The sequence below is a fragment of the Stenotrophomonas sp. YJH_SMC_65 genome, from assembly GCF_059369475.1.
Map to the genome: position 1 here is coordinate 43,630 of NZ_JCAFSR010000008.1, position 20,089 is coordinate 63,718.

General features: G+C 69.2%; 19 protein-coding genes. 9 read left to right on the top strand and 10 right to left on the bottom strand.

Annotated features, from left to right (window positions below):
* The first annotated feature begins 103 nt into the window (after positions 1-103).
* Genes AC5P7A_RS15650 through AC5P7A_RS15675 form a run of 6 tightly spaced genes read left to right on the top strand, consistent with a single transcriptional unit; the run spans position 104 to position 6,847 of the window.
* Positions 104-793, top strand: coding sequence for an RDD family protein (locus AC5P7A_RS15650; RefSeq protein ID WP_014648778.1), 690 nt, complete (start codon positions 104-106; stop codon positions 791-793).
* On the top strand, positions 790-1,782 hold the full coding sequence (locus AC5P7A_RS15655; protein ID WP_014648779.1) for a stage II sporulation protein M: 993 nt from the start codon (positions 790-792) through the stop codon (positions 1,780-1,782). Before AC5P7A_RS15650 ends, AC5P7A_RS15655 begins: the two co-directional genes overlap by 4 nt.
* A complete protein-coding gene (locus AC5P7A_RS15660) occupies positions 1,772-3,388 on the top strand; it encodes a DUF4129 domain-containing protein (protein WP_049404932.1) in 1,617 nt (538 codons plus the stop codon). The genes AC5P7A_RS15655 and AC5P7A_RS15660 overlap by 11 nt, the downstream gene beginning before the upstream one ends.
* Positions 3,385-4,569, top strand: coding sequence for a DUF4350 domain-containing protein (locus AC5P7A_RS15665; protein WP_049442036.1), 1,185 nt, complete (start codon positions 3,385-3,387; stop codon positions 4,567-4,569). The genes AC5P7A_RS15660 and AC5P7A_RS15665 overlap by 4 nt, the downstream gene beginning before the upstream one ends.
* On the top strand, positions 4,566-5,552 hold the full coding sequence (locus AC5P7A_RS15670; protein WP_014648782.1) for an AAA family ATPase: 987 nt from the start codon (positions 4,566-4,568) through the stop codon (positions 5,550-5,552). Before AC5P7A_RS15665 ends, AC5P7A_RS15670 begins: the two co-directional genes overlap by 4 nt.
* The gene (locus AC5P7A_RS15675) at positions 5,549-6,847 is read left to right on the top strand and encodes a DUF58 domain-containing protein (RefSeq protein ID WP_014648783.1); all 1,299 of its coding nucleotides are present in this window, start codon (positions 5,549-5,551) and stop codon (positions 6,845-6,847) included. Before AC5P7A_RS15670 ends, AC5P7A_RS15675 begins: the two co-directional genes overlap by 4 nt.
* Positions 6,848-7,539: 692 nt before the next feature.
* Here the strand turns inward: AC5P7A_RS15675 and AC5P7A_RS15680 are convergent.
* Genes AC5P7A_RS15680 through AC5P7A_RS15690 form a run of 3 tightly spaced genes read right to left on the bottom strand, consistent with a single transcriptional unit; the run spans position 7,540 to position 9,957 of the window.
* A complete protein-coding gene (locus AC5P7A_RS15680) occupies positions 7,540-8,199 on the bottom strand; it encodes a hypothetical protein (RefSeq protein ID WP_495220321.1) in 660 nt (219 codons plus the stop codon).
* Positions 8,199-9,377, bottom strand: coding sequence for a glutathionylspermidine synthase family protein (locus AC5P7A_RS15685; protein ID WP_032957032.1), 1,179 nt, complete (start codon positions 9,375-9,377; stop codon positions 8,199-8,201). Before AC5P7A_RS15685 ends, AC5P7A_RS15680 begins: the two co-directional genes overlap by 1 nt.
* A gap of 7 nt (positions 9,378-9,384) precedes the next feature.
* The gene (locus tag AC5P7A_RS15690) at positions 9,385-9,957 is read right to left on the bottom strand and encodes a DUF1190 domain-containing protein (RefSeq protein WP_005420172.1); all 573 of its coding nucleotides are present in this window, start codon (positions 9,955-9,957) and stop codon (positions 9,385-9,387) included.
* A 409-nt stretch (positions 9,958-10,366) separates the two neighbouring features.
* Here AC5P7A_RS15690 and ilvD point away from each other — a divergent pair, with 409 nt between their 5' ends.
* A complete protein-coding gene (gene ilvD / locus AC5P7A_RS15695) occupies positions 10,367-12,205 on the top strand; it encodes a dihydroxy-acid dehydratase (protein ID WP_495220322.1) in 1,839 nt (612 codons plus the stop codon).
* 105 nt (positions 12,206-12,310) lie between these two features.
* Here ilvD and dinG read toward each other — a convergent pair whose 3' ends face one another.
* From dinG to aroE, 3 genes are all read right to left on the bottom strand, one after another.
* On the bottom strand, positions 12,311-14,413 hold the full coding sequence (gene dinG, locus AC5P7A_RS15700; RefSeq protein ID WP_049404916.1) for an ATP-dependent DNA helicase DinG: 2,103 nt from the start codon (positions 14,411-14,413) through the stop codon (positions 12,311-12,313).
* 167 nt (positions 14,414-14,580) lie between these two features.
* Positions 14,581-14,934, bottom strand: a complete 354-nt coding sequence (locus AC5P7A_RS15705; protein ID WP_014648789.1) for a hypothetical protein — start codon at positions 14,932-14,934, stop codon at positions 14,581-14,583.
* A 3-nt stretch (positions 14,935-14,937) separates the two neighbouring features.
* Positions 14,938-15,783, bottom strand: a complete 846-nt coding sequence (gene aroE, locus AC5P7A_RS15710) for a shikimate dehydrogenase (RefSeq protein ID WP_032959067.1) — start codon at positions 15,781-15,783, stop codon at positions 14,938-14,940.
* Positions 15,784-15,831: 48 nt separating this feature from the next.
* On the opposite strand from aroE, the gene AC5P7A_RS15715 reads away from it, so the two are divergent.
* A complete protein-coding gene (locus AC5P7A_RS15715; protein ID WP_014648791.1) occupies positions 15,832-16,695 on the top strand; it encodes a TolB family protein in 864 nt (287 codons plus the stop codon).
* Between the two features lie 120 nt (positions 16,696-16,815).
* Here the strand turns inward: AC5P7A_RS15715 and AC5P7A_RS15720 are convergent, their stop codons facing one another.
* From AC5P7A_RS15720 to AC5P7A_RS15735, 4 genes are all read right to left on the bottom strand, one after another.
* Positions 16,816-17,085 (bottom strand): gas vesicle protein GvpG, encoded by a 270-nt coding sequence (locus AC5P7A_RS15720; protein ID WP_014648792.1) that lies wholly within the window; start codon positions 17,083-17,085, stop codon positions 16,816-16,818.
* Between the two features lie 32 nt (positions 17,086-17,117).
* On the bottom strand, positions 17,118-18,107 hold the full coding sequence (gene hemB / locus AC5P7A_RS15725) for a porphobilinogen synthase (protein ID WP_014648793.1): 990 nt from the start codon (positions 18,105-18,107) through the stop codon (positions 17,118-17,120).
* 19 nt (positions 18,108-18,126) lie between these two features.
* Positions 18,127-19,044: a bestrophin family protein gene (locus AC5P7A_RS15730; protein ID WP_046433087.1), complete on the bottom strand. Its 918-nt coding sequence runs from the start codon at positions 19,042-19,044 to the stop codon at positions 18,127-18,129.
* A gap of 123 nt (positions 19,045-19,167) precedes the next feature.
* Positions 19,168-19,416 (bottom strand): hypothetical protein, encoded by a 249-nt coding sequence (locus AC5P7A_RS15735; protein WP_005420185.1) that lies wholly within the window; start codon positions 19,414-19,416, stop codon positions 19,168-19,170.
* A gap of 186 nt (positions 19,417-19,602) precedes the next feature.
* Between AC5P7A_RS15735 and AC5P7A_RS15740 the strand changes: the two genes are divergently transcribed.
* On the top strand, positions 19,603-20,061 hold the full coding sequence (locus AC5P7A_RS15740) for a hypothetical protein (RefSeq protein WP_005420187.1): 459 nt from the start codon (positions 19,603-19,605) through the stop codon (positions 20,059-20,061).
* Positions 20,062-20,089: the final 28 nt, after the last annotated feature.

Below are 20,089 nucleotides of genomic sequence, written 5' to 3' on the forward strand. Positions count from 1 at the left end.
GCTCTGCTAAAGTCTGGGCCCGACCAGGACCTGTCGAGACCCCCATGCCTGTGGCTGCCTGCCGGAGAGGACTCCGCCGCCCACAACGAAGGCCATCGCACTGATGGCCGCACCGATGCTCGATACCTACCGCGAGGTGGTGACGCCGGAGGGTGTGCCGCTGCAGTTGCCGGCGGCCGGCCCGGTGCCCCGGGCGATGGCCTGGCTGATCGATCTGGGCGTGCGCATCGCGGTGCTGGTGCTGATGTCGATTCCGCTGGCACTGCTGGATTCGTTCGGCTCCGGGCTCGGCCTGGTGCTGATGTTCCTGGTTTACTGGGCCTACCCGATCGTCTGCGAAGCGCGGTGGGGCCGCACCCTGGGCAAGCGCGCACTGGGCCTGCACGTGCTCGCGCGCGATGGCGCGCCGGTGGGCTGGATGGCCGCCATCACCCGCAACCTGCTGCGCACCGTGGACATGCTGCCGTTCGGCTATGCACTGGGCCTGATCAGCAGCCTGTTCGATTCCCACGGCCGCCGCCTCGGCGACCTGGTGGCCGGTACCGTGGTGGTGCATGCACCGGTGCTGTACCTGCCGCCTCCGCCCACCATCGACAGCGTGCTGGCCCCGCCGCAGCCGCTGCGACCGGAAGAACAGGCGGCGCTGATGGCCTTTGCCGAGCGCGCGCCGCGGCTGTCGGCGGCACGCCAGCAGGAACTGGCCGGCATTGCCGAGCCACTGACCGGCACCCACGGCCAGGTCGGCGTGTTGCGCCTGTATGCCATGGCCAACTGGCTGCTGGGGCGGCGATGAAGCAGGAACAGTTCGTCGCCCGCTACCAGCAGGAATGGCAGGACCTGGAACACTGGCTGCTGCTGCGCGCCGGTGCTTCGCGCCGCACGCGGCGCAAGGCCAGCGCGCTCGCGCTCGACGATACCGCCTTCCCGCAGCGCTACCGGCGCCTGTGCCAGCAGCTGGCGCTGGCCCGCGAGCGCGGCTACAGCCCGCAGCTGGTGCAGCGCCTGCAGCAGTTGATGCAGCAGGGCCACAGCGTGCTGTACCGCACGCCGCCGACGCGCTGGCGCGGTGCGCTGGAATTCCTGGTGGCCGACTTCCCGTTGCTGGTGCGCAGCCAGGCGCGCAGCATGTGGGTGGCGCTGGCGATGTTCGCGCTGCCGGCGCTGGCCTGCTTCGTGCTGGTGCAGGTCTATCCGGACCTGATCCACATGGTGATGGACAACCGCCAGATCGCCGAGATGGAGCGCATGTACGATCCGGCCGCCGAGCGCCTGGGACGCGACAGCGGCACCGACTGGATGATGTTCGGCCACTACATCCTCAACAACATCAGCATCGCCCTGCGTACCTTCGCCAGCGGCCTGCTGGCCGGCCTGGGCACGCTGCTGGTGCTGCTGTTCAACGGCGTGATCATCGGTTCGGTGGCGGGCCACCTGCAGCACATCGGCCATGGTGATCCGTTCTGGCGCTTCGTCGCAGGCCATGGTGCCTTCGAGCTGACCGCGATCGTGATCGCCGGCGGTGCCGGTCTGCAGCTGGGCATGAAACTGCTGGCACCCGGCCGGCGCAGCCGCCTGGATGCACTGGTCGAGGGCGGCCGCATCGGTGCGCGCCTGTGCCTGGGCGTGGCGTTCATGCTGCTGGTGGCCGCGTTCATCGAAGCCTTCTGGTCGTCGATTGCCGACGTGCCGGCGTGGGGCAAGTTCAGCGTGGCCGGCATGCTGTGGGCCGGCGTGCTGCTGTGGCTGTGGCGCGGCGGACGCGGAGGCGGCCATGCGCATTGATCACCTGGACGTGGTGCTGCGCGCGCGCAGCGGCTGGGAAGCAATGGAGCTGGGCAGCGCCCTGTCGCGCCGCCACGCACGCGCGGTATGGGGCAGCTGGCTGCTGGCCAGTGCGCCGCTGTTCGTGGTCTTCAACGCGCTGGGCTGGTGGCTGGATGCATTCGGCTGGGCGTGGCTGGCGATGTGGTGGTGCAAGCCGCTGTTCGAACGGGCGCCGCTGTACGTGCTGTCGCGTGGCATCTTCGGCGAGCCGGTCGGTACGCTGGCGGCCCTGCGCGCGCAACGCAGCTGGGGCAATGCAGGTTTCTGGGGCTACCTGGGCTGGCGCCGTTTCAGCGTGCTGCGCAGCCTGTGCCTGCCGGTGAACCTGCTGGAGGGCAATGCGCCGGCCCAGCGCGGTGCACGCCGCCGTGCCGTGGCCGCTGGTGCGGCGGGTGCCGCCGCCGTGCTGACCGTGGCCTGCATGGCGTTTGAAGCGGTGCTGGTGTCCGGTGCGATCGGCGCGGTGTTCATGTTCATGCCGCTGGAGCTGATGTCCGAATCATGGCGTGCCGCGTGGGACATGATCGGCCAGGACACACCCGCCTGGGCGCGGGCCGGCTTCAACCTGGCGTGCTGGCTGGCCTCGGTGCTGATCGGTCCGTTCTACGTCGGCGCCGGCTTCGGCCTGTACTTGAACCGGCGCACGCAGATGGAAGCGTGGGACGTGGAGATCGCCCTGCGCCGCCTGCGCGAGCGGCTGCTGCCGGCGGCATCGACGCTGGCGCTGCTGCTGTGCCTTGCCCTGCCGCTGGCCTCCGCGCCAGTGCATGCGCAGGACGCGCAGACGGCGGCAGAACAGGCAGACGATGCCGGAGAGGACGAGGACAGCGCGGAGGAACCGGCCACTGCGGCGAACGATCCGGCCAATGCACCCGCCATGATCTTCGGTGCAGCGCCAGTGGACACCGCCGGCTTCCGCCAGGCGGTGAACCGCGCCTATGAAGATCCGCTGCAGCGCCCGACCCGCCAGGTCACCCGCTGGAAGCCGATCGAGCAGGCCGAGGAAAAAAAGAAGGAAGACAAGCAGCTGCAGCGTGACACCAACAGCAAGGGTGAACGCAAAGCGCGCAAGGACGGCATCGCCTGGCTGGCACGCCTGGCCGAGTGGGGCCTGTGGGGCCTGCTGGGCGTCCTGCTGCTGGTGCTGCTGCTGACCGCACGGCTGTGGCTGCCGTGGCTGCGCGGCAGTGGCCGGCGCAAGGCCGAGGCCGCACCGCAGGTAGTGGAAGAACCGGTGGAACTGCCGGTCGTGCTGCCGCCGGACGTGGCCACCCAGGCCGGCCTGCTGTGGGACCAGGGGCGGCCGCGGCAGGCGCTGGCCCTGCTGTACCGCGCCAGCGTGCGCACGGTGGGCGAGCGCAGCGGCATCGCGCTTCCGCCCGGTGCCACCGAAGCGCAATGCCTGCGCGCGTCGCGGCGCATGCCCGATGCCACCGACCGTGACCTGTTCGCGCGCATCGTGCGCATGTGGCAGTACGCCGCCTACGGTGGCCGCCTGCCCAGCCGCGCCGATTTCGATGCATTGGCCGATACCCTGCGCCGGCAGTACAGGTGGCTGGCATGAGTCCGCGCCTGTTCTGGTCGCTGCTGCTGGGTGGGCTGGTGCTGTTCGGCGTGCCGCTGACGATCCTCTACCTGCGCACGCACGAACGCGTGACCGAGACCGTGCAACTGCCGCCGCAGGGCGAAGCTGGCTACAACCCGCTGTACGTGCTGGGCCAGGCCCTGCGTGCCGATGGCATCGAGGTGCACTCGCGGCCGCGGCTGGACCTGCAGCAGATGGCGCTGGGCCCGCACGATACGGTGGTGCTGCTGCAGGACAGCAGCGAACTGCCGGCACCGGCGGCCAGGGCCCTGCTGGCCTGGGTTGATGGTGGTGGCCATCTGCTGGTGCGTACGCCGCCGCCCGCCGAGGACGACGCCAGCAGCACGCAGGGGCCCCTGCTGGACCAGCTGGGCGTGGACAGCCTGTATCAGCAGAGCGACTGCCAGCCATTCCACGTCATCGATGATCCCAGCCACGTCGAGTTCTGCGGTGGCCGTCGCTTCACGCTGGGCTTTGCCGCCAATGCGCGGGCCGAACGGCGCTGGGGCAACGAGCACAGCCTGGTGTTCGCACGCCTGCACCATGGCCAGGGCAAGGTGAGCGTGCTGGCCGACATGGAATTCATGCGCGGCGAGGTGGATTCGCCGGCGGCACGCCTGGCGTCGGCCGCAGGCAAGGCCAGTGATGGCCTGCACGATCTCTCGCACCGCGACCTGACCCGTTATCTGCTCGACCCGAATTACGGCAAGGGTGCGTTCTGGCTGGTCTATGCCAGCCGCCCGCCGTCACTGTGGGCGCGCCTGTTCTACCAGGGCTGGCCGCTGTGGGCGCCGCTGCTGCTGGCCCTGCTGGGCTGGTTGTGGGGCCGCTCGCAGCGCTTCGGCAGCCTGCTGCCGTCGCCGGTGCTGGAACGCCGCTCGCTGCTGGAGCACGTGCGTGCCAGTGGCGAGCTGCTGCTGCGCTTCGGCCACGGCACGCGCCTGTACGACGCCGTGTTCGCCCTGTTCCTGCATCGCCTGCGCCTGCGCGCACCGGTAGCCGCTGCACTGGACGGTGCGCCGCGCGATCAGGCCATCGCCGAACTGCTGAAATGGCCGCAAGGCCGTGTTGCCAGCGCGCTCACGCCCCCGCCACCGCACGATTCCTCCGCCCTGCGCGAGCGCATCCGCTTGCTGCTCCAGATGAGATCCCTGCTATGACCGAAGTCCCCGAGCTGCCGGCGGCCGCCAACGCCCGCCTGATCGAACGCGTCGATGCCATCCGCACCGCCGTTGGACACGCCTTCATCGGCCAGGCCGATGTACTGGACCAGATCCTGGTGGCGCTGCTGGCCGGTGGCCACGTGCTGATCGAAGGCGTGCCCGGTCTGGGCAAGACCCTGCTGGTGCGTGCACTGGCACAGGCCCTGGAGCTGGACTACGGGCGCGTGCAGTTCACCCCCGACCTGATGCCCAGCGACGTCAGTGGCCACGCGGTGTACGACCCGAAGAGCGAGAGCTTCAAGATCCGTCGCGGCCCGGTGTTCACCAACCTGCTGCTGGCCGACGAGATCAACCGTGCCCCGGCCAAGACCCAGTCGGCCCTGCTGGAAGTGATGCAGGAAGGCCAGGTGACCATCGAAGGCAAGGCCTTCACCCTGGCGCCGCCGTTCATGGCGCTGGCCACGCAGAACCCGCTGGAACAGGAAGGCACCTACCCGTTGCCGGAAGCACAGCTGGACCGCTTCCTGCTGAAGGTGCTGATCGACTACCCGCAGCTGGAGGACGAGAAGCGCATGGTGACCGCGATCACCAGTGGCCGTGCCGCCAGCGATTTCGACCTGAGCCAGGTGCCGCGTGTATTGGGGGCCGGCGAGCTGCTGGAACTGCAGCGCGCGACCGCGGCGATCACCGTCGATGACGAAGTGATCGACTACGCGGTGCGGATTGTGGCGGCCACGAGGCAGTGGCCGGGCATCGCGGTCGGCGCTGGCCCGCGCGGCAGCATCGCGCTGGTGCGTGCCTCGCGCGCTCAGGCGGTGCTGGCCGGCCGTGACTTCGTCACGCCGGACGACGTGCGCGACATTGCGCGCCCGGCGCTGCGCCACCGCATTGCACTGGCCCCGGAGCTGCAGATCGAAGGCCAGGACGCCGACGACGTGCTGGGCGCGCTGCTGGCCAAGGTGGAAGCACCGCGCCGATGAGACCGGCCCCGCTGCTGCTGGCGCTGCTGCTGGCCTGGGCTGCCCTGGGCGGCCTGGTGCTGGGCGGGTGGCTGCCGCGCTGGAGCTGGGCGCTGGCAGCCGTCGTCATCGCGCTGCCCGCCTTGTGGGATCTGTGGCGGCAGTCGCGGCGTCCGTCGCCGCAGGTACAGCGCGAACTGCCCGAAGCGCTGGCGCTGGGCGTGCGCCGCGAGGCGGCGCTGCGCCTGCAGGCCGAGCAATCGATGACGGTGCAGGTGTTCGACCTGGTGCCCGGCGGCTGGCCGCTGGAAGCGCTGCCGCAGCGCGTGCGCCTGCAGGCCGGTACGGCGTCCACCCTGCACTACCACCTGCAGCCGCTGCAGCGTGGGCACTTCCGCTTCGAGGGGGTGCACCTGCGCATGCGTTCGCCGTGGCGCCTGTGGTGGCAGCAACGCACGCTGCCGCCGGCGCTGGAGGTGCGGGTCTATCCGAACTTCGTGCCGCTCACCCGCTTCGCATTGTTCAGTGCCGACCAGGCCTCGCGGCTGGTTGGTGCGCACGTGAAGCGCCGCCGTGGCGAAGGCACCGATTTCCACCAGATGCGCGAGTACCGCATCGGCGACAGCCTGCGCCAGCTCGACTGGAAGGCCACCGCGCGTGCGCGCAAGCTGATCTCGCGCGAATACCAGGACGAGAAGAACCAGCAGCTGCTGCTGATGCTGGACAGTGGCCGGCGCATGCTGGCCAGCGAAGGCGGGCTCTCGCACTTCGACCATGCCTTGAACGCCTCGCTGGTGGTGGCTTACCTGGCGCTGCGCCAGGGCGACGCTGCCGGCCTGTACGCTGCCGGTGGCGAACGCCGCTGGGTGGCACCGCAGCGCGGCATGGGTACGGTCGAGCACCTGCTGCGCGCCAGCTACGACCTGCAGCCACGCGCGGTGGCCACCGATTACCTGGCCGCCGCCACCGAGGTGTCGCTGCGCCAGCGCCGGCGTGCGCTGGTGATGCTGGTCAGCAACGTGCGTGATGAGGACATCGAAGACCTGCTGGCGGCAGTGCGCCTGCTGCAGCGGCGCCACCTGGTGTGCGTGGCCAGCCTGCGCGAACGCGAGCTGGACGGCGCACTGGAGGGCGAGGTGCAGACACTGGAAGACGCCACCCAGGCCGGTGCCGCCGCGCTGTACCTGCAGCAACGCGCGAAGGCGCATGAGGCCCTGCGCAGCGAAAAGGTGATGGTGCTGGACGTGACCGCCGATGCCCTGCCCGGCGCGCTGGTGGAACGCTATCTGGCGGTGAAGCGCGAAGGGCTGCTCTGATACCCGCGATCGCTCTGGTAGGTGCCAACCTTGGTTGGCACGGAATCCACAGCGCCGACCAGGGTCGGCATCTACCAAAACCGGTTGCCGGCCAGCGGCCGGCGCTACCCCCTGCAACAACCGCCGCATCGCCTTGGTAGGTGCCAACCTTGGTTGGCACGAACCCACAGCGCCGACCGAGGTCGGCATCTACCAAAACCGGTTGCCGGCCAGCGGCCGGCGCTACCCCCTGCAACAACCGCCGCATCGCCCTGGTAGGTGCCAACCTTGGTTGGCACGAAATCCACAGCGCCGACCAGGGTCGGCATCTACCAAAACCGGTTATCGGCCAGCGGCCGGCACTACCCCTGCGGCAACCGATGCATCGCCCTGGTAGGTGCCAACCTTGGTTAACACGAACCCACAGCGCCGACCATGGTCGGCATCTACCAAACACAGTTACCGGCCAGCGGCCGGCACTACCCCCTGCAACAACCGCCGCATCGCCCTGGTAGGTGCCAACCTTGGTTGGCCCGCCCACAGCGCCGACCAAGGTCGGCATCTACCAACGGCGGTTACCGGCCAGCGGCCGGCACTACCCCTGCGGCAACCGATGCATCGCCCTGGTAGGTGCCAACCTTGGTTGGCACGAAATCCACAGCGCCGACCGAGGTCGGCATCTACCAAAACCGGTTGCCGGCCAGCGGCCGGCACTACCCCTGCAGCAACCGACGTTGCAACCGCTCCACCGCACGCTGCAGCAGCACCCGGTTGCGGCCCAGCTTCATCCACTGCGGCAGGCGCGAGAACATCGAACCGTTGGTAACGCCCGCGCGCTCGCGCAGAGGCGCGGCAGCGTAGTCGTGCAGTGCCTGCAGATGGGCTTCGTTGTAGGCCCACAGCACGCCGGCCGCAGTCTTTTCGACCAGCCGCAGCGGCAAGCCAAAATGCGGATCGATCGCCTCATTGCCACGCCATCGCGACAACGTGACCTCCACCTCGCTGCTGCGTCCGCACTGACTGCAGTCCGCCGCCAGCGTCCGCAACGGCGACACTGCACGCGCACGGTGCAGCTCGGCGCGGACCCATTTGTGCCCGCAGTATCCGCAGGGACGATAGCCGCTGTAGCGCACGGGCCCGACCCAGTCGCCCGCGGCACAGCAACCGCAGCCGCATCCACTGTCGAGGGCTGCGCTGCAGCCCAGGCAGCGGAAACGTCGCGATTCCGGCGTCCGCACCACCCAGCCGGGCATATCGCAGCGGTGGCAGCGCACCGCGATGCGGTCCGAATAGCGCCACAGGGCGTGGCCGTCATCCAGATGCCGGCCCGGCAGCGGCGCAGGCCGCAGGTCGCGATTGCGCCGCACCGTCATCAGACGTAGATCCGCGTCGGCGCCTCGTCGACGATCGCGTGCGGCACGAAGCGCGCACTGTCGCGGGTGATCGCGCTGTCATCCTCGCGGATGCCGATGCCGCAGGCATGGTCACCGATCACCCAGCTGCCGATCAGCGGATAGCCGCCTTCGAAGCGGGTGAGAGGATGCGCACGCTGGATGATCGCCGGGCCGTCGTAGGGACCGTCGCTGCGTTGGGTGCTGCCATCGGCCAGGTGCATCTCGATGTTGGCGCCTTCGCGCGAGAACAGCGGTTTGCGTACCCAGCCCGACGCCAGCGTGCTGCCGTCATCGAAATGCGCTTCCAGCAGGTTCGGATGGCCCACGTTGCGCTGCCACAGCAGCGGCAGGATGCCCTTGTTGCTCAGCACCGCCTTCCAGGCCGGTTCCAGCAGCTGCACGCCCGAACCGGGCAGCGCGCGGCCGAATTCCTCGGCCATCAGGTCTTCCAGCGGATACAGCTTGAACAGCGTGCCGATCACCGAATCGTCCAGCGCGGTGAAGCGTCCGTCCTCGGACAGGCCAATGTCCTCGATGGCGATGGCCTGGCCATGCAGGCCGGCCTGCGACGCACAGTCGCGCAGGTACTCGACCGTGCCGCGGTCTTCCTCCGAACTGCCGACCGCGCTGAAGTACAGCGGCGGCGGCAGCTGTGTGGCGAGGTCGCCGAAACGCTCGACCAGCGCTTCGTGGATGGCGTTGAACTGGTCGGCATGCTGCGGCAGGCGGCCGGCATTGCGCTGGTCTTCCAGCCACTGCCACTGGAAGAAGCTGGCTTCGAACAGCGAGGTCGGCGTGTCGTAGTTCAATTCGTACAGCTTGGCCGGGCCGGTACCGTCGTAGGCCAGGTCCAGGCGGCCATAGAGGTGCGGCTGGCGCTGGCGCCAGCTGTCGGCGATCCAGTCGCGGTAGTGCGACGGAATCGCCAGCTGGTCCATCAAGCGTTCGCTGCCGATGACATCACCGACCAGATCCAGCGCCATCTGGTGCAGCTCGGCGCTGGGGTCTTCGATGTCCTGTTCGATCTGGCGCAGGGTGAAGGCGTAATACGCGCGTTCATCCCAGTACGGCTGGCCGTCGATGGTGTGGAAGCGGAAACCCGCCTCTTCCGCGCGCGCCCGCCACTGGGCACGCTCGGCAATCCGGATGCGCTGCATGGGTTGATCAGCCGCCGTAGCTGCCGCTGGTGCTGCGGCGTGCGCTGGTGTTGCCGAAGCCACCACGGCTGGCAGTGACCGCACGGTTCGGCTCGCTGGTGACCGGGGCCAGGCCGGCCTTGCCAGCACCGATGCCGCTGGCGGTGTTCAGGCCACCGGTGCCGCCCGGTGCCGGGCGCGCCCAACCCGCATTCTTGTCCTGGTAAGCCGGTGCCGACGCCGGCGCCTGCGGGGCGAGGCCGCCGCGGTTGCTCAGCATCTGCGACATGAAGAAGCCCATCATCATCGGGCCGATGAACGAGGTACCGGCCGAGGTGTGCTGCTGCACGCACTGTTCCGGCTTGTAGTCCTTCTCGCAGGCTTCCTTGCTGGCGTACTTCGGCGCCGCATCGGCGGCCTGCTTCTGCGCTTCAGCGAACGCATTGCGGCACGACGACGGATCGCCGGTGGCCTCGGTGCAGGCCTCCACCGAGGTATACAGGCCTTCCTGCACCTTCACCTCCGGCTCCTTCTGGCAGGCGGTGAACAGCAGCGGCGCGGCGCTCATCAGCAGCAGCGCGGTGGTGCGGGAACGTTTCATGGCCTCATGCCCTGTCGACGGATCAATGCCCCAATGATGCCAAATCCGGGCCAGCAACCGGAATCGGCAAAGTGCGAAAGATGAACGGACTTTCATTTTCGTCGGCATTGGGGTCAGAGCCCATCGCGCCGCGATGGGATCCGACCCCAGGCGACGCACCGCTCTGGTAGGTGCCAACCTTGGTTGGCACACATCCCGCGGCGCCCGGTCATGCCCGGCGCGCGCAGCCAAGTCTCCGGCAAGAAGCCCCCTTGTTGTTCAAGGGGGGCGCGCCGAAGGCGCGGGGATAAGGGGAAATGCGCGGACCGCCAAGCCGCTGCAAGCGGTGAAGGTGGTTGCAGCAGCAACCGAAAAAATTGGCCATGATCGGCTGACCCCCACGTCGTACGGCCCGCCCGTTCCGCCCGCCATGCCCGAATACCGTTCCCGCACCTCCACCGCCGGTCGCAACATGGCCGGCGCCCGCGCCCTTTGGCGCGCCACCGGCATGAAGGACGGCGACTTCCACAAGCCGATCATCGCCATCGCCAACTCCTTCACCCAGTTCGTGCCCGGCCACGTGCACCTGAAGGATCTCGGCCAGCTGGTCGCGCGCGAGATCGAACAGGTCGGCGGCGTCGCCAAGGAATTCAACACCATCGCCGTGGACGACGGCATCGCGATGGGCCACGACGGCATGCTGTATTCGCTGCCCAGCCGCGAGATCATCGCCGACGCCGTGGAGTACATGGTCAACGCGCACTGCGCCGACGCGCTGGTGTGCATCAGCAACTGCGACAAGATCACCCCCGGCATGCTGATGGCCGCGCTGCGCCTGAACATCCCGGTGGTGTTCGTCTCCGGCGGGCCGATGGAAGCGGGCAAGACCAGGCTGTCCGAGCACAAGCTGGACCTGGTCGATGCGATGGTGGTGGCCGCCGATGACAGCGCCTCCGACGAGAAAGTCGCAGCGTTCGAGCGCAGCGCCTGCCCCACCTGCGGTTCCTGCTCGGGCATGTTCACCGCCAACTCGATGAACTGCCTGACCGAGGCGCTGGGCCTGTCGCTGCCCGGCAACGGCACCACGCTGGCCACCCACGCCGACCGTGAGGCGCTGTTCCGCCGCGCCGGCCGCCTGATCGTCGAACTCTGCCATCGCTGGTATGGCGGCGAAGACCCCAGCGCACTGCCGCGCGGCATCGCCACCCAGGCCGCGTTCGCCAATGCGATGACCCTGGACATCGCCATGGGCGGCTCCACCAATACCATCCTGCATCTGCTGGCCGCAGCACAGGAGGCGGAGGTCGACTTCGACCTGACCCACATCGACGCGCTGTCGCGGCGCGTGCCGCAGCTGTGCAAGGTGGCGCCGAACACGCCGAAGTACCACATCGAGGATGTGCACCGCGCCGGCGGCGTGTTCGGCATCCTCGGTGAGCTGGACCGCGCCGGCCTGCTCGATACCACGGTGCCGACCGTGCACAGCGCCAGCCTGGCCGACGCGCTGGAACGCTGGGACGTGGTGCGCAGTGACAACGACACCCTGCATGCCTTCTTCAAGGCCGGCCCGGCCGGCATCCCCACCCAGGAGGCCTTCAGCCAGGCCACGCGCTGGCCGACCCTGGACATGGACCGCGCCGAGGGCTGCATCCGCTCGCTGCAGCATGCGTACTCACTGGAAGGCGGCCTCGCCGTGCTGCGTGGCAATCTGGCCGTGGATGGCTGCGTGGTGAAAACCGCCGGCGTGGAAGAATCGATCCACGTGTTCGAAGGCCCCGCGCGTGTCTATGAAAGCCAGGACGCCGCCGTCGCCGGCATCCTCGCCGACGAGGTGCAACCGGGTGAGGTAGTGGTGATCCGCTACGAAGGGCCGAAGGGCGGCCCGGGCATGCAGGAGATGCTGTACCCCACCAGCTACCTGAAATCGAAAGGACTGGGCAAGCAGTGCGCGCTGCTGACCGATGGCCGCTTCTCCGGCGGCACCTCGGGCCTGTCGATCGGCCACGTCTCGCCGGAAGCCGCCAGCGGCGGTGTCATCGGTCTGGTGGAGAACGGCGACCGCATCCGCATCGACATCCCGGCCCGCCGCATCGACCTGCTGCTGGATGAGGCCACGCTGGCCCAGCGCCGCGCCGACGCCGACGCGCGTGGCTGGAAACCGCGCGCGCCACGCCCGCGCAAGGTCACCAGCGCGTTGAAGGCCTACGCCCTGCTGGCCACCAGCGCCGACAAGGGCGCCGTACGCAACACCGCCCTGCTCGGCGATTGATGCCGATCCGGTAGTGCCGGCCGCTGGCCGCCATCTGGGAAAAGGGGACGGAGGGGATTAAGTCGTTTGTGCCTCAAACGACTTAATCCCCTCCGTCCCCTTTTTTCAGCCGATCACGCGCTTGAACGGGGGCAGCGCGTCGATGATGCGCTTGCCGTAGCGGCGGGTCAGCAGCCGCGAATCAAGAATGACCACGCGGCCGGTGTCGGTGGAGGTGCGGATCAGGCGGCCGGCGAACTGGGTCAGCGTGCGCAGCGCATGCGGAATGGCGATCAGGTTGAACGCGTTGAGCCCGCGTCCCTCGAACCACTCGCTGAGGGTGGCGGTCTGCGGGTCGGTCGGCACGGCGAACGGCACCTGGGTGATCACCACCGTGGTGCAGGCCTCGCCGGGCAGGTCGAGGCCCTCGCCGAACGAGTTCAGGCCGAACAGCACCGAGCCCTCGCCTGCCTCGACACGCCGCAGGTGTTCCTCGATCAGCCGGGTCTTGGACATCTCGCCCTGCACCAGCACCTGCTTGCGGCGCGCGGCCGGCATCAGCCCGGCCACCTTCTCCATCTTCCAGCGCGAGGTGAACAGCACCATCGAGCCCTTGGCCCAGTCCAGTTCGGTGTCCAGGTAGCGCGCCACTTCGCGCGGGTGGCCTTCGCGGTCGTCCGGCGTGACCGGGAACTTCGGCACGATCAGTTCGGCCTGGTTGGGCAGGTCGAACGGCGACGACAGCGAGACCATCTCGGCCTCTTCCGGAATGCCGTTGTCGATCGCCAGCGCCTGGAAGTCGCCACCGCCGGTCAGCGTCGCCGAGGTCATCACCACCGAGTCCACTTCATCCCACAGCAGCTTGCGCAGCACGTGCGCGGCCGACACCGGCGAACCGTGCAGCACCAGGTCGCCATCGCGGGTGGCAGTCACCCAGCGCGCCATCGGCGGCGCGCCGTCCTTGTCTTCGCGGCGCCACGCCTGCCACAGGTTGTACTGCTGCTCGATCATCTCCAGCGCCATGCCCAGGTTGCGCTGCAGGCGCTCGCGCGCGGCATCGTCCGGCTTGCCCTTGGCCACCTGCGTGGTGGCCGCATGCGCCCAGTTGTAGAGGCTGCGGGTATCGTCGGCCAGTGCCTCGATCGGCTCGCGCCAGGCCTCGGGCAGGCGTCCATTGGCCGCGCGCCACATCGGCTCTTCGTCCGCCGGCGCCGGCATCCACACCCGCTCGATGTGATCACGGAACGCGCGCAGCTGCTTGGCCACGTTGCTGGCGACTTCGATCGCTTCGTTGGGCAGCAGGTTGCCCAGCCGGTCCTTGTCGACCGCGCGGTACGCACCGGCGATCAGGATCTGCAGGCGGCCGGTGCGCTTGGCCATCTCGTCCAGCGCGAGGCTGGCCGCGCCCTGGTCGATCGCCACGTTGCCGATGTGATGGCCTTCGTCCAGCACCAGCAGCATGTCCGAGGGTGGCGCGATCAACGGCTGGCCGTTGTCGCTGTCACCGATCGACAGCGCCGACAGCAGCAGCGCGTGGTTGGTGACCACGATCTGTGCGTCGCGCACCGTATTGCGCGAGCGCAGCACCGCGCACTGCGCCGAATAGGCGCAGCGCCGCCCGGCACAACCCGAGGCCGGCGTGGTGATGCGGCTGCGCAGGCCGGGACTGATGGTCTCCGGCGCATTGTCGATATCGCCATCCCAGCTGCCGCTGGTGAAGGCGTCGGTCAGGCGTTTGGCGATGTCCATCTCGATCGGCGCCAGCGGCCGGTCGAACAGTGGCGCGTCATCCTCGAACATGCCGCCCTGCGAGCCCTCGCCCTGCGCCTCGGCGGCATTGCGCGTGCACAGGTAGCGGGTGCGTCCCTTGGCCAGCGCCACGGTCGCTTCCAGGCCGGTGGCCTTCAGGAAATTCGGGATATCGCGCTCGACCAGCTGCGACTGCAGCGCCACGGTGCCGGTGCTGATCACCAGCTTCTTCTTGGTGGCCAGCGCGATCGGCACGCCTGCGGTGAGGTAGCCCAGGCTCTTGCCGACGCCGGTCGGCGCCTCGACCACGCCAACGCCACCGCTTTTCGACAGCGCGCGCGACACCACGCCGATCATCTGGCTCTGCGAGCGACGGGTGGAGAAGCCGGGGGTGTTGGCCTGCAGCGTCGTGTACGCCTTGCGGATCGCGTCCTTCAAGGTGTCATCGAGCGTGCGCGGAGCGGCGACGGTTTCGGTCACGCCGGGAACTACCGTAGCTGGATCAGGCCGGTCATTGTCGCATGGCCGGCCGCGTTCACTGTTGCTGGCACCCTGAACGAGCCAGCGACGACGCCCGCCGGCGCGCACGGTCCGAAGCCCGCGCCGCACAGGGGCGAAACACGCCGGGCGTGGCCCGGCGCCAGCGCTCAGGCGACCGGGGCGGGACGGCTACGCAGCAGGCGCACCAGCGCCCACACCAGCAGCACCACGCCAATGGCCTCGACCATCGCCAGCGCGAAGTGCACCACGCCGAAGATGGCGCTCATGCCCGAGATGGCGCTGAAGTTGCCGCTGCTGACCAGCCACATCGGCAGCATGCCCGCCGCCAGGCCACCCAGGCTGGACAGCAGCAACAGCAGCAGGCCGACCAGCGCGCCGGTGCGGGTGGCATCGCGCGGCGCACCGACCACCCAGACCAGGCCGACGCACAGCGCGATCAGCACAGGCAGGCGCACGCCGACCATGCTCAGCACGGTCACCATCAGGGTTGTGCTGTCCATCGGTCAGTCCTCGCCGGCCAGCACGGCCGAGCCCTGGCGCAGCGACTGGTAGACCTCGCCGGTCTGCGGGCGCACGCCGTGCCACTGCAGGAAGCTCTCGGCGGCCTGCTCGACCAGCATGCCCAGGCCGTCGACGGTATTGCGGCACTGCGCCGCACGGGCCCAGGCCAGGAAGGCGATGGCCGCCTCGCCGTAGTTCAGGTCGACGGCAGTGGTCATCGAATTGACCAGCGACAGCGGCAGCTTGAACTCGACGTCGCGGTCGCGGCCAGCCGAGGTGGCATTGACGATCAGTTCGAAGTCGCCGAGGTCGCGCAGGTCTTCCCAGTAGCGGCTGATCGCACGGCCGGGCTCGCCCATCGCGTCGATCAGTTCGTCGGCGCGCTCCGGCGTGCGGTTGACCACCACCAGTTCGGTGATGCCGGCATCGAGCAGCGCCGGGGCGACGCTGCGCGCCGAGCCACCGGCGCCGATCATCAGCACGCGGCGACCGCGCAGGTCCAGGCCGTGGCGGTCGGTCAGGTCGCGCACCAGGCCGATGCCATCGGTGGTGTCGCCGTGCCAGCGGTCGCCCTTGCGCAGCAGTGTGTTGACCGAGCCGGCGCGGCGCGCGCGCGCGGTCAGCGTGGTGCACACCGAGAACGCGGCTTCCTTGTGCGGCAGGGTGACGTTGGCGCCGACACCGCCCTCGGCGGCGAAGGCCTCCAGTCCGGCCAGGAACGCATCCGGGGCCAGGTCGATCGCGCGGTAGTCGATGGCGATGCCTTCCTGGCGACCGAACGTCGCGTGGATCTGCGGCGACTTCGAGTGGGCAACGGGGTGTCCGAAGACGGCGTAACGGTCGGTCATGGAATCCTCAAGCTGGCTAGACTGATGCTCTTTCGTGCACGGAACCGGATGATGCGCATCACCCCGCCCCTGCTGGTGCTCGCCGCCAGTCTACTCTCTGCCCCCGTGGCGATGGCGTTGAACGAGTACGGCATCGAAGGCATGGGCGTGGTCTCGACCCGCGCCGACGAGGGTCGCGCCACGATCAGCGCCGATGGCCAGCGCATCGTCTTCGCCCGCCGCGGCGAGGCCGGCTGGGGCCTGTGGGAGGCGCGCGTGGTGGACGGTCGCTGGCAGCAGGCACAGGTACTGCCGGTAGGTGTGGCCGGTGAAGCCCGCGATCCCTACTTCAGCCGTGACGGCCGCTGGCTGCTGTTCGCGGCCGGCCGCGAGGGCGCGCTGGCGCTGTACCGCGCCGCGTTGGCCGCCGACGGCCGGCTGGGCCCGGCGCAGCCGCTGGCCGGTGACGGCGGGCGCCGGGAAGAGCGCGGGCCGGCCCTGAGCGCGGACGGCAAGCAGCTGTTGTTTGCCCGCCAGCAGGGCCGTGGCGCCGGCTGGGACCTGTTCGTGGCGACGCTGGATGCGCAGGGCCTGCGCGGCCCGGCCAGCGCACTGAGCGCGTTGAACAGCGCCGACGACGAGACCGACGGCGACTGGCTGGGCCAGGACGGCGCCGTGGTGTTCAGCCGCGGCAATGGCAGTACCGCGCAGGTCTGGAGCAGCGGCTGTGCGTGGAGCGGTGTAGCGCTGCAGCCGCTGGGGCTGTCGTTCAACCAGGCCGGCGGCTGGACCGGTGCGCCGGTGGTCGACAACGCCAAGCCGGGCGAGATGATGGTGGCCAGCAGTGCAGCGAAGGCGCCGCGTGCCGGTGGCGTGGACGTGTACCGGTTGGCGGTGCCGAAGGTGGCGGCGGTGGCCGGGTGCGCGCGGTAGATCCACGCCATGCGTGGATGGCCGTTTGGGAGATGCCAACCTTGGTTGGCATACGTGAAAGCGCCAACCAAGGTTGGCGACTACCAGTAGATCCACGCCATGCGTGGATGAAACGCCCTGTCAGCGCGACAACACCTTGGCGCGCAACTGCTCGTACTCCATCTCGCTCAGCTGGCCGTTGTCCTTGCGCTGGTTCAACGCGGCCAGCTCGGCCTGCACGGTCTCCGGCAGCGCCTGCTCACGGGCCACGTGGCGGGCAGCGGAGAGCTGTTCCGGCGGGCGCTTGCCGGCCCGCCAGGCGGCGATGAAGACAGCGACGATGATGGCGCCGAACACCAGCGTACCGGTGCCCCAGATCAGCCATTGCACCCATCCCAGTTCGGGTCCCATCGCGCAGTCCTCCGTCTATCGTGGCGCTATTGTCAGCGCTCGCGCAGCCATCGCGCCACCTGCGGCGCGAAATAGGTCAGCACACCATCGGCGCCGGCCCGCTTGAAACCCAGCAGCGACTCCAGCACGCAGGCGCGTTCGTCCAGCCAGCCGTTGGCGAAGGCGGCCTTCATCATCGCGTACTCGCCACTCACCTGATAGGCGAAGGTCGGCACACCGAATGTCTCCTTCACCCGGCGCACCAGGTCCAGGTACGGCATGCCCGGCTTGACCATCACCATGTCGGCGCCCTCTTCCAGGTCCAGCGCGATCTCGCGCAAGGCCTCGTCGCCGTTGGCCGGGTCCATCTGGTAGGTCTTCTTGTCGGCCTTGCCGAGGCTGGCCGCGCTGCCCACCGCATCACGGAACGGGCCGTAGAACGCCGAGGCGTACTTGGCCGAGTAGGCCATGATGCGCACGTTGATGTGGTTGTCGGCATCCAGCGCACGGCGGATCGCGCCGATGCGGCCGTCCATCATGTCCGACGGCGAGACGATGTCCACACCGGCCTCGGCGTGCGACAGCGACTGCTTGACCAGCGCTTCGACAGTGATGTCGTTGAGCACGTATCCCTTGTCGTCGATGATGCCGTCCTGGCCGTGGGTGGTGTACGGGTCCAGCGCCACGTCGGTCATCACTCCCAGTTCCGGGAAGCGCGACTTCAGCGCGCGGATCGCACGCTGCGCCAGGCCGTCCTCGGCCCACGCCGCCGACGCGTCCAGCGACTTCAGCGACGGGTCGATCACCGGGAACAGGTCGATCACTGGAATGCCCAGTTCCAGCGCTTCTTCGGCCACCTTCAGCAGCTCTTCGATCGACAGCCGCTCCACGCCCGGCATCGACGGCACTGCGGTGCGGCCCGCACGTTCGTGCACGAACACCGGGTAGATCAGGTCGTCGGTGGTCAGCGTGTTCTCGCGCATCAGGCGGCGCGAGAACTCGTCGTGGCGCATGCGGCGCGGGCGGTAAAGCGGGTGGGACATGGCAGGCTCCGAGGAGTGGCTATTGCAACAGGTAGCCCTGCGGCAGCAGGGGTTCGGGCAACGGGCGTTCGCCGAGCGCGTCGAGCTGGTCGATCTCGATCGTGCGCACCAGCGCGTCCAGCGGCAGGTCGTTCGGCTCCAGGCCGAACGGGTCTTCCATTTCTTCGCCCAGCTGGTCCAGGCCGAAGAAGGCGTAGGCCAGCACCGCCGACAGCACCGGCGTGCCCCAGCCCAGCGAGCTGGCCAGGCCGAACGGCAGCAGCACGCAGAACATCCATGCGCAGCGATGCAGCAGCAGGGTGTAGGCGAACGGCAGCGGCGTGGTGAGGATGCGCTCGCAGCCGGCCTGGATCGACGACATCGCGTGCAGGCGCTCTTCCAGCTGGGTGTAGAGGATCGGGTCGAGTTCGCCGGCGCGCAGGGCGTTGGCCAGCTCGGCAGCGATCATCGACAGCAATGCGTCGGGCACGTTCTCGCGCTGGCCCAGCTGCTCGCGCTGCGGCTTGTCCAGCCACGGCAACGCCGCCAGGGCCACGATGCGCCCGCGCAGGCGCGCGGCCAGCGCATGGGCAAAAGCCGTAGTGAGGTAGGCGATGCGGCGGCGGCGGCCGGCGTCATCGGCCAGCAGCAGGTTCACCTGGCGGGCCAGCGAACGCGATTCGTAGACCAGCTGGCCCCACAGCTTGCGGCCTTCCCACCAGCGGTCGTAGCAGGCGCTGTTGCGGAAACTGAGGAAGATCGACAGGACCAGGCCGAGCAGGGTGAACGGCGTGACGGAAACGCGCTCGATGCCGGTCGGCGGCGCCAGCTCCACCACCGCGGCCACCGCGATGGACAGGATCAGGATGGCCAGCACCTTCGGCGCGATCGCTTTTACGATCGAGCCGCGCAGGATGTACAGCAGTTGCCAGCCGTGGGGACGGGGTCGGATGATCATGGGGCAGCCGCGCCGGGCGCGGATTCACAGGCACGCGGGGGGCTCGCGCAGCCGTTCATTGTACGCCCCTGCCCGGCCCGCGGCCGTGTACCTGCGACGCCCTGTCGCACCCGGCGATGCGGCTCAGATCACGCCGCCCCCCAGGCCCAGGCGCAGGATGCCGACCACCACCACGATGCCGTTCAGCACCAGCCCGGCCCAGGCCCGGCCGCGCTTGGTCGGGTGGGTGAACAGGATGCCCAGCGCGGCGATCACCGCGCCCACGGCGGCGAACGGGATCAGGAACCAGTTGCCCCAGCCCAGCAGCGGAATCAGCGCCAGGATCATCCACAACAGCGCCAGTACGCCCCACAACAGACTGATCACGCCCATTCCACTCTCCCGCAGTTGGTTCCTGTCTGTGCACCATAGTCGTTCCCGCCGTCGCCGCCTACTGCCGTTGGCGGGGCTGTCACCGGCACCGTGCTAGCGTGCCGCCCTGCCTGCTCTGGGCCGGGTGTTGGCGCCGATTCAGAGTGGCCCGCCGATGATCGCAACCAGTCCTACAGGGGTCGTGCCATGAACATCCGTTGGGCCGCGTTGGCGGCCATCCTGCTGGTCGCCGCCGGCTGTGCCAGCACCTCCAAGGTCATGCTGGGGCGCGCCCGCGCGCCGATCGATCCGGCACTGGTGCAGATCTATTCGACGCCGCCGGCCGGCTCCCAGGAAATCGCCCAGCTGGAATCGGCGTCTGCCGTGGGCTTCGGCACGCAGGGCCAGACCGATGCAGCGGTGGCGCGCCTGAAGCGCGAGGCCGCAGCGCTGGGCGCCAATGGCGTGGTGCTGATGGGCGTGGGCAGCAGCGGCTCACCGGTGGGCATGTCGGTGGGTGCCGGCACGTTCGGCTCGCATGTCGGCGGTGGCGTCGGCATCGGTATTCCGACCACGCAGAAGCGCGCCGCCGGCGTGGCGATCTGGGTGCCGAACCCGGAACCGCCGGCACGACTGCCGACGCAGGTGATCACCCCGCAGCGGTGACGCGGCAGCATCACCGCGGGTAGTGCCG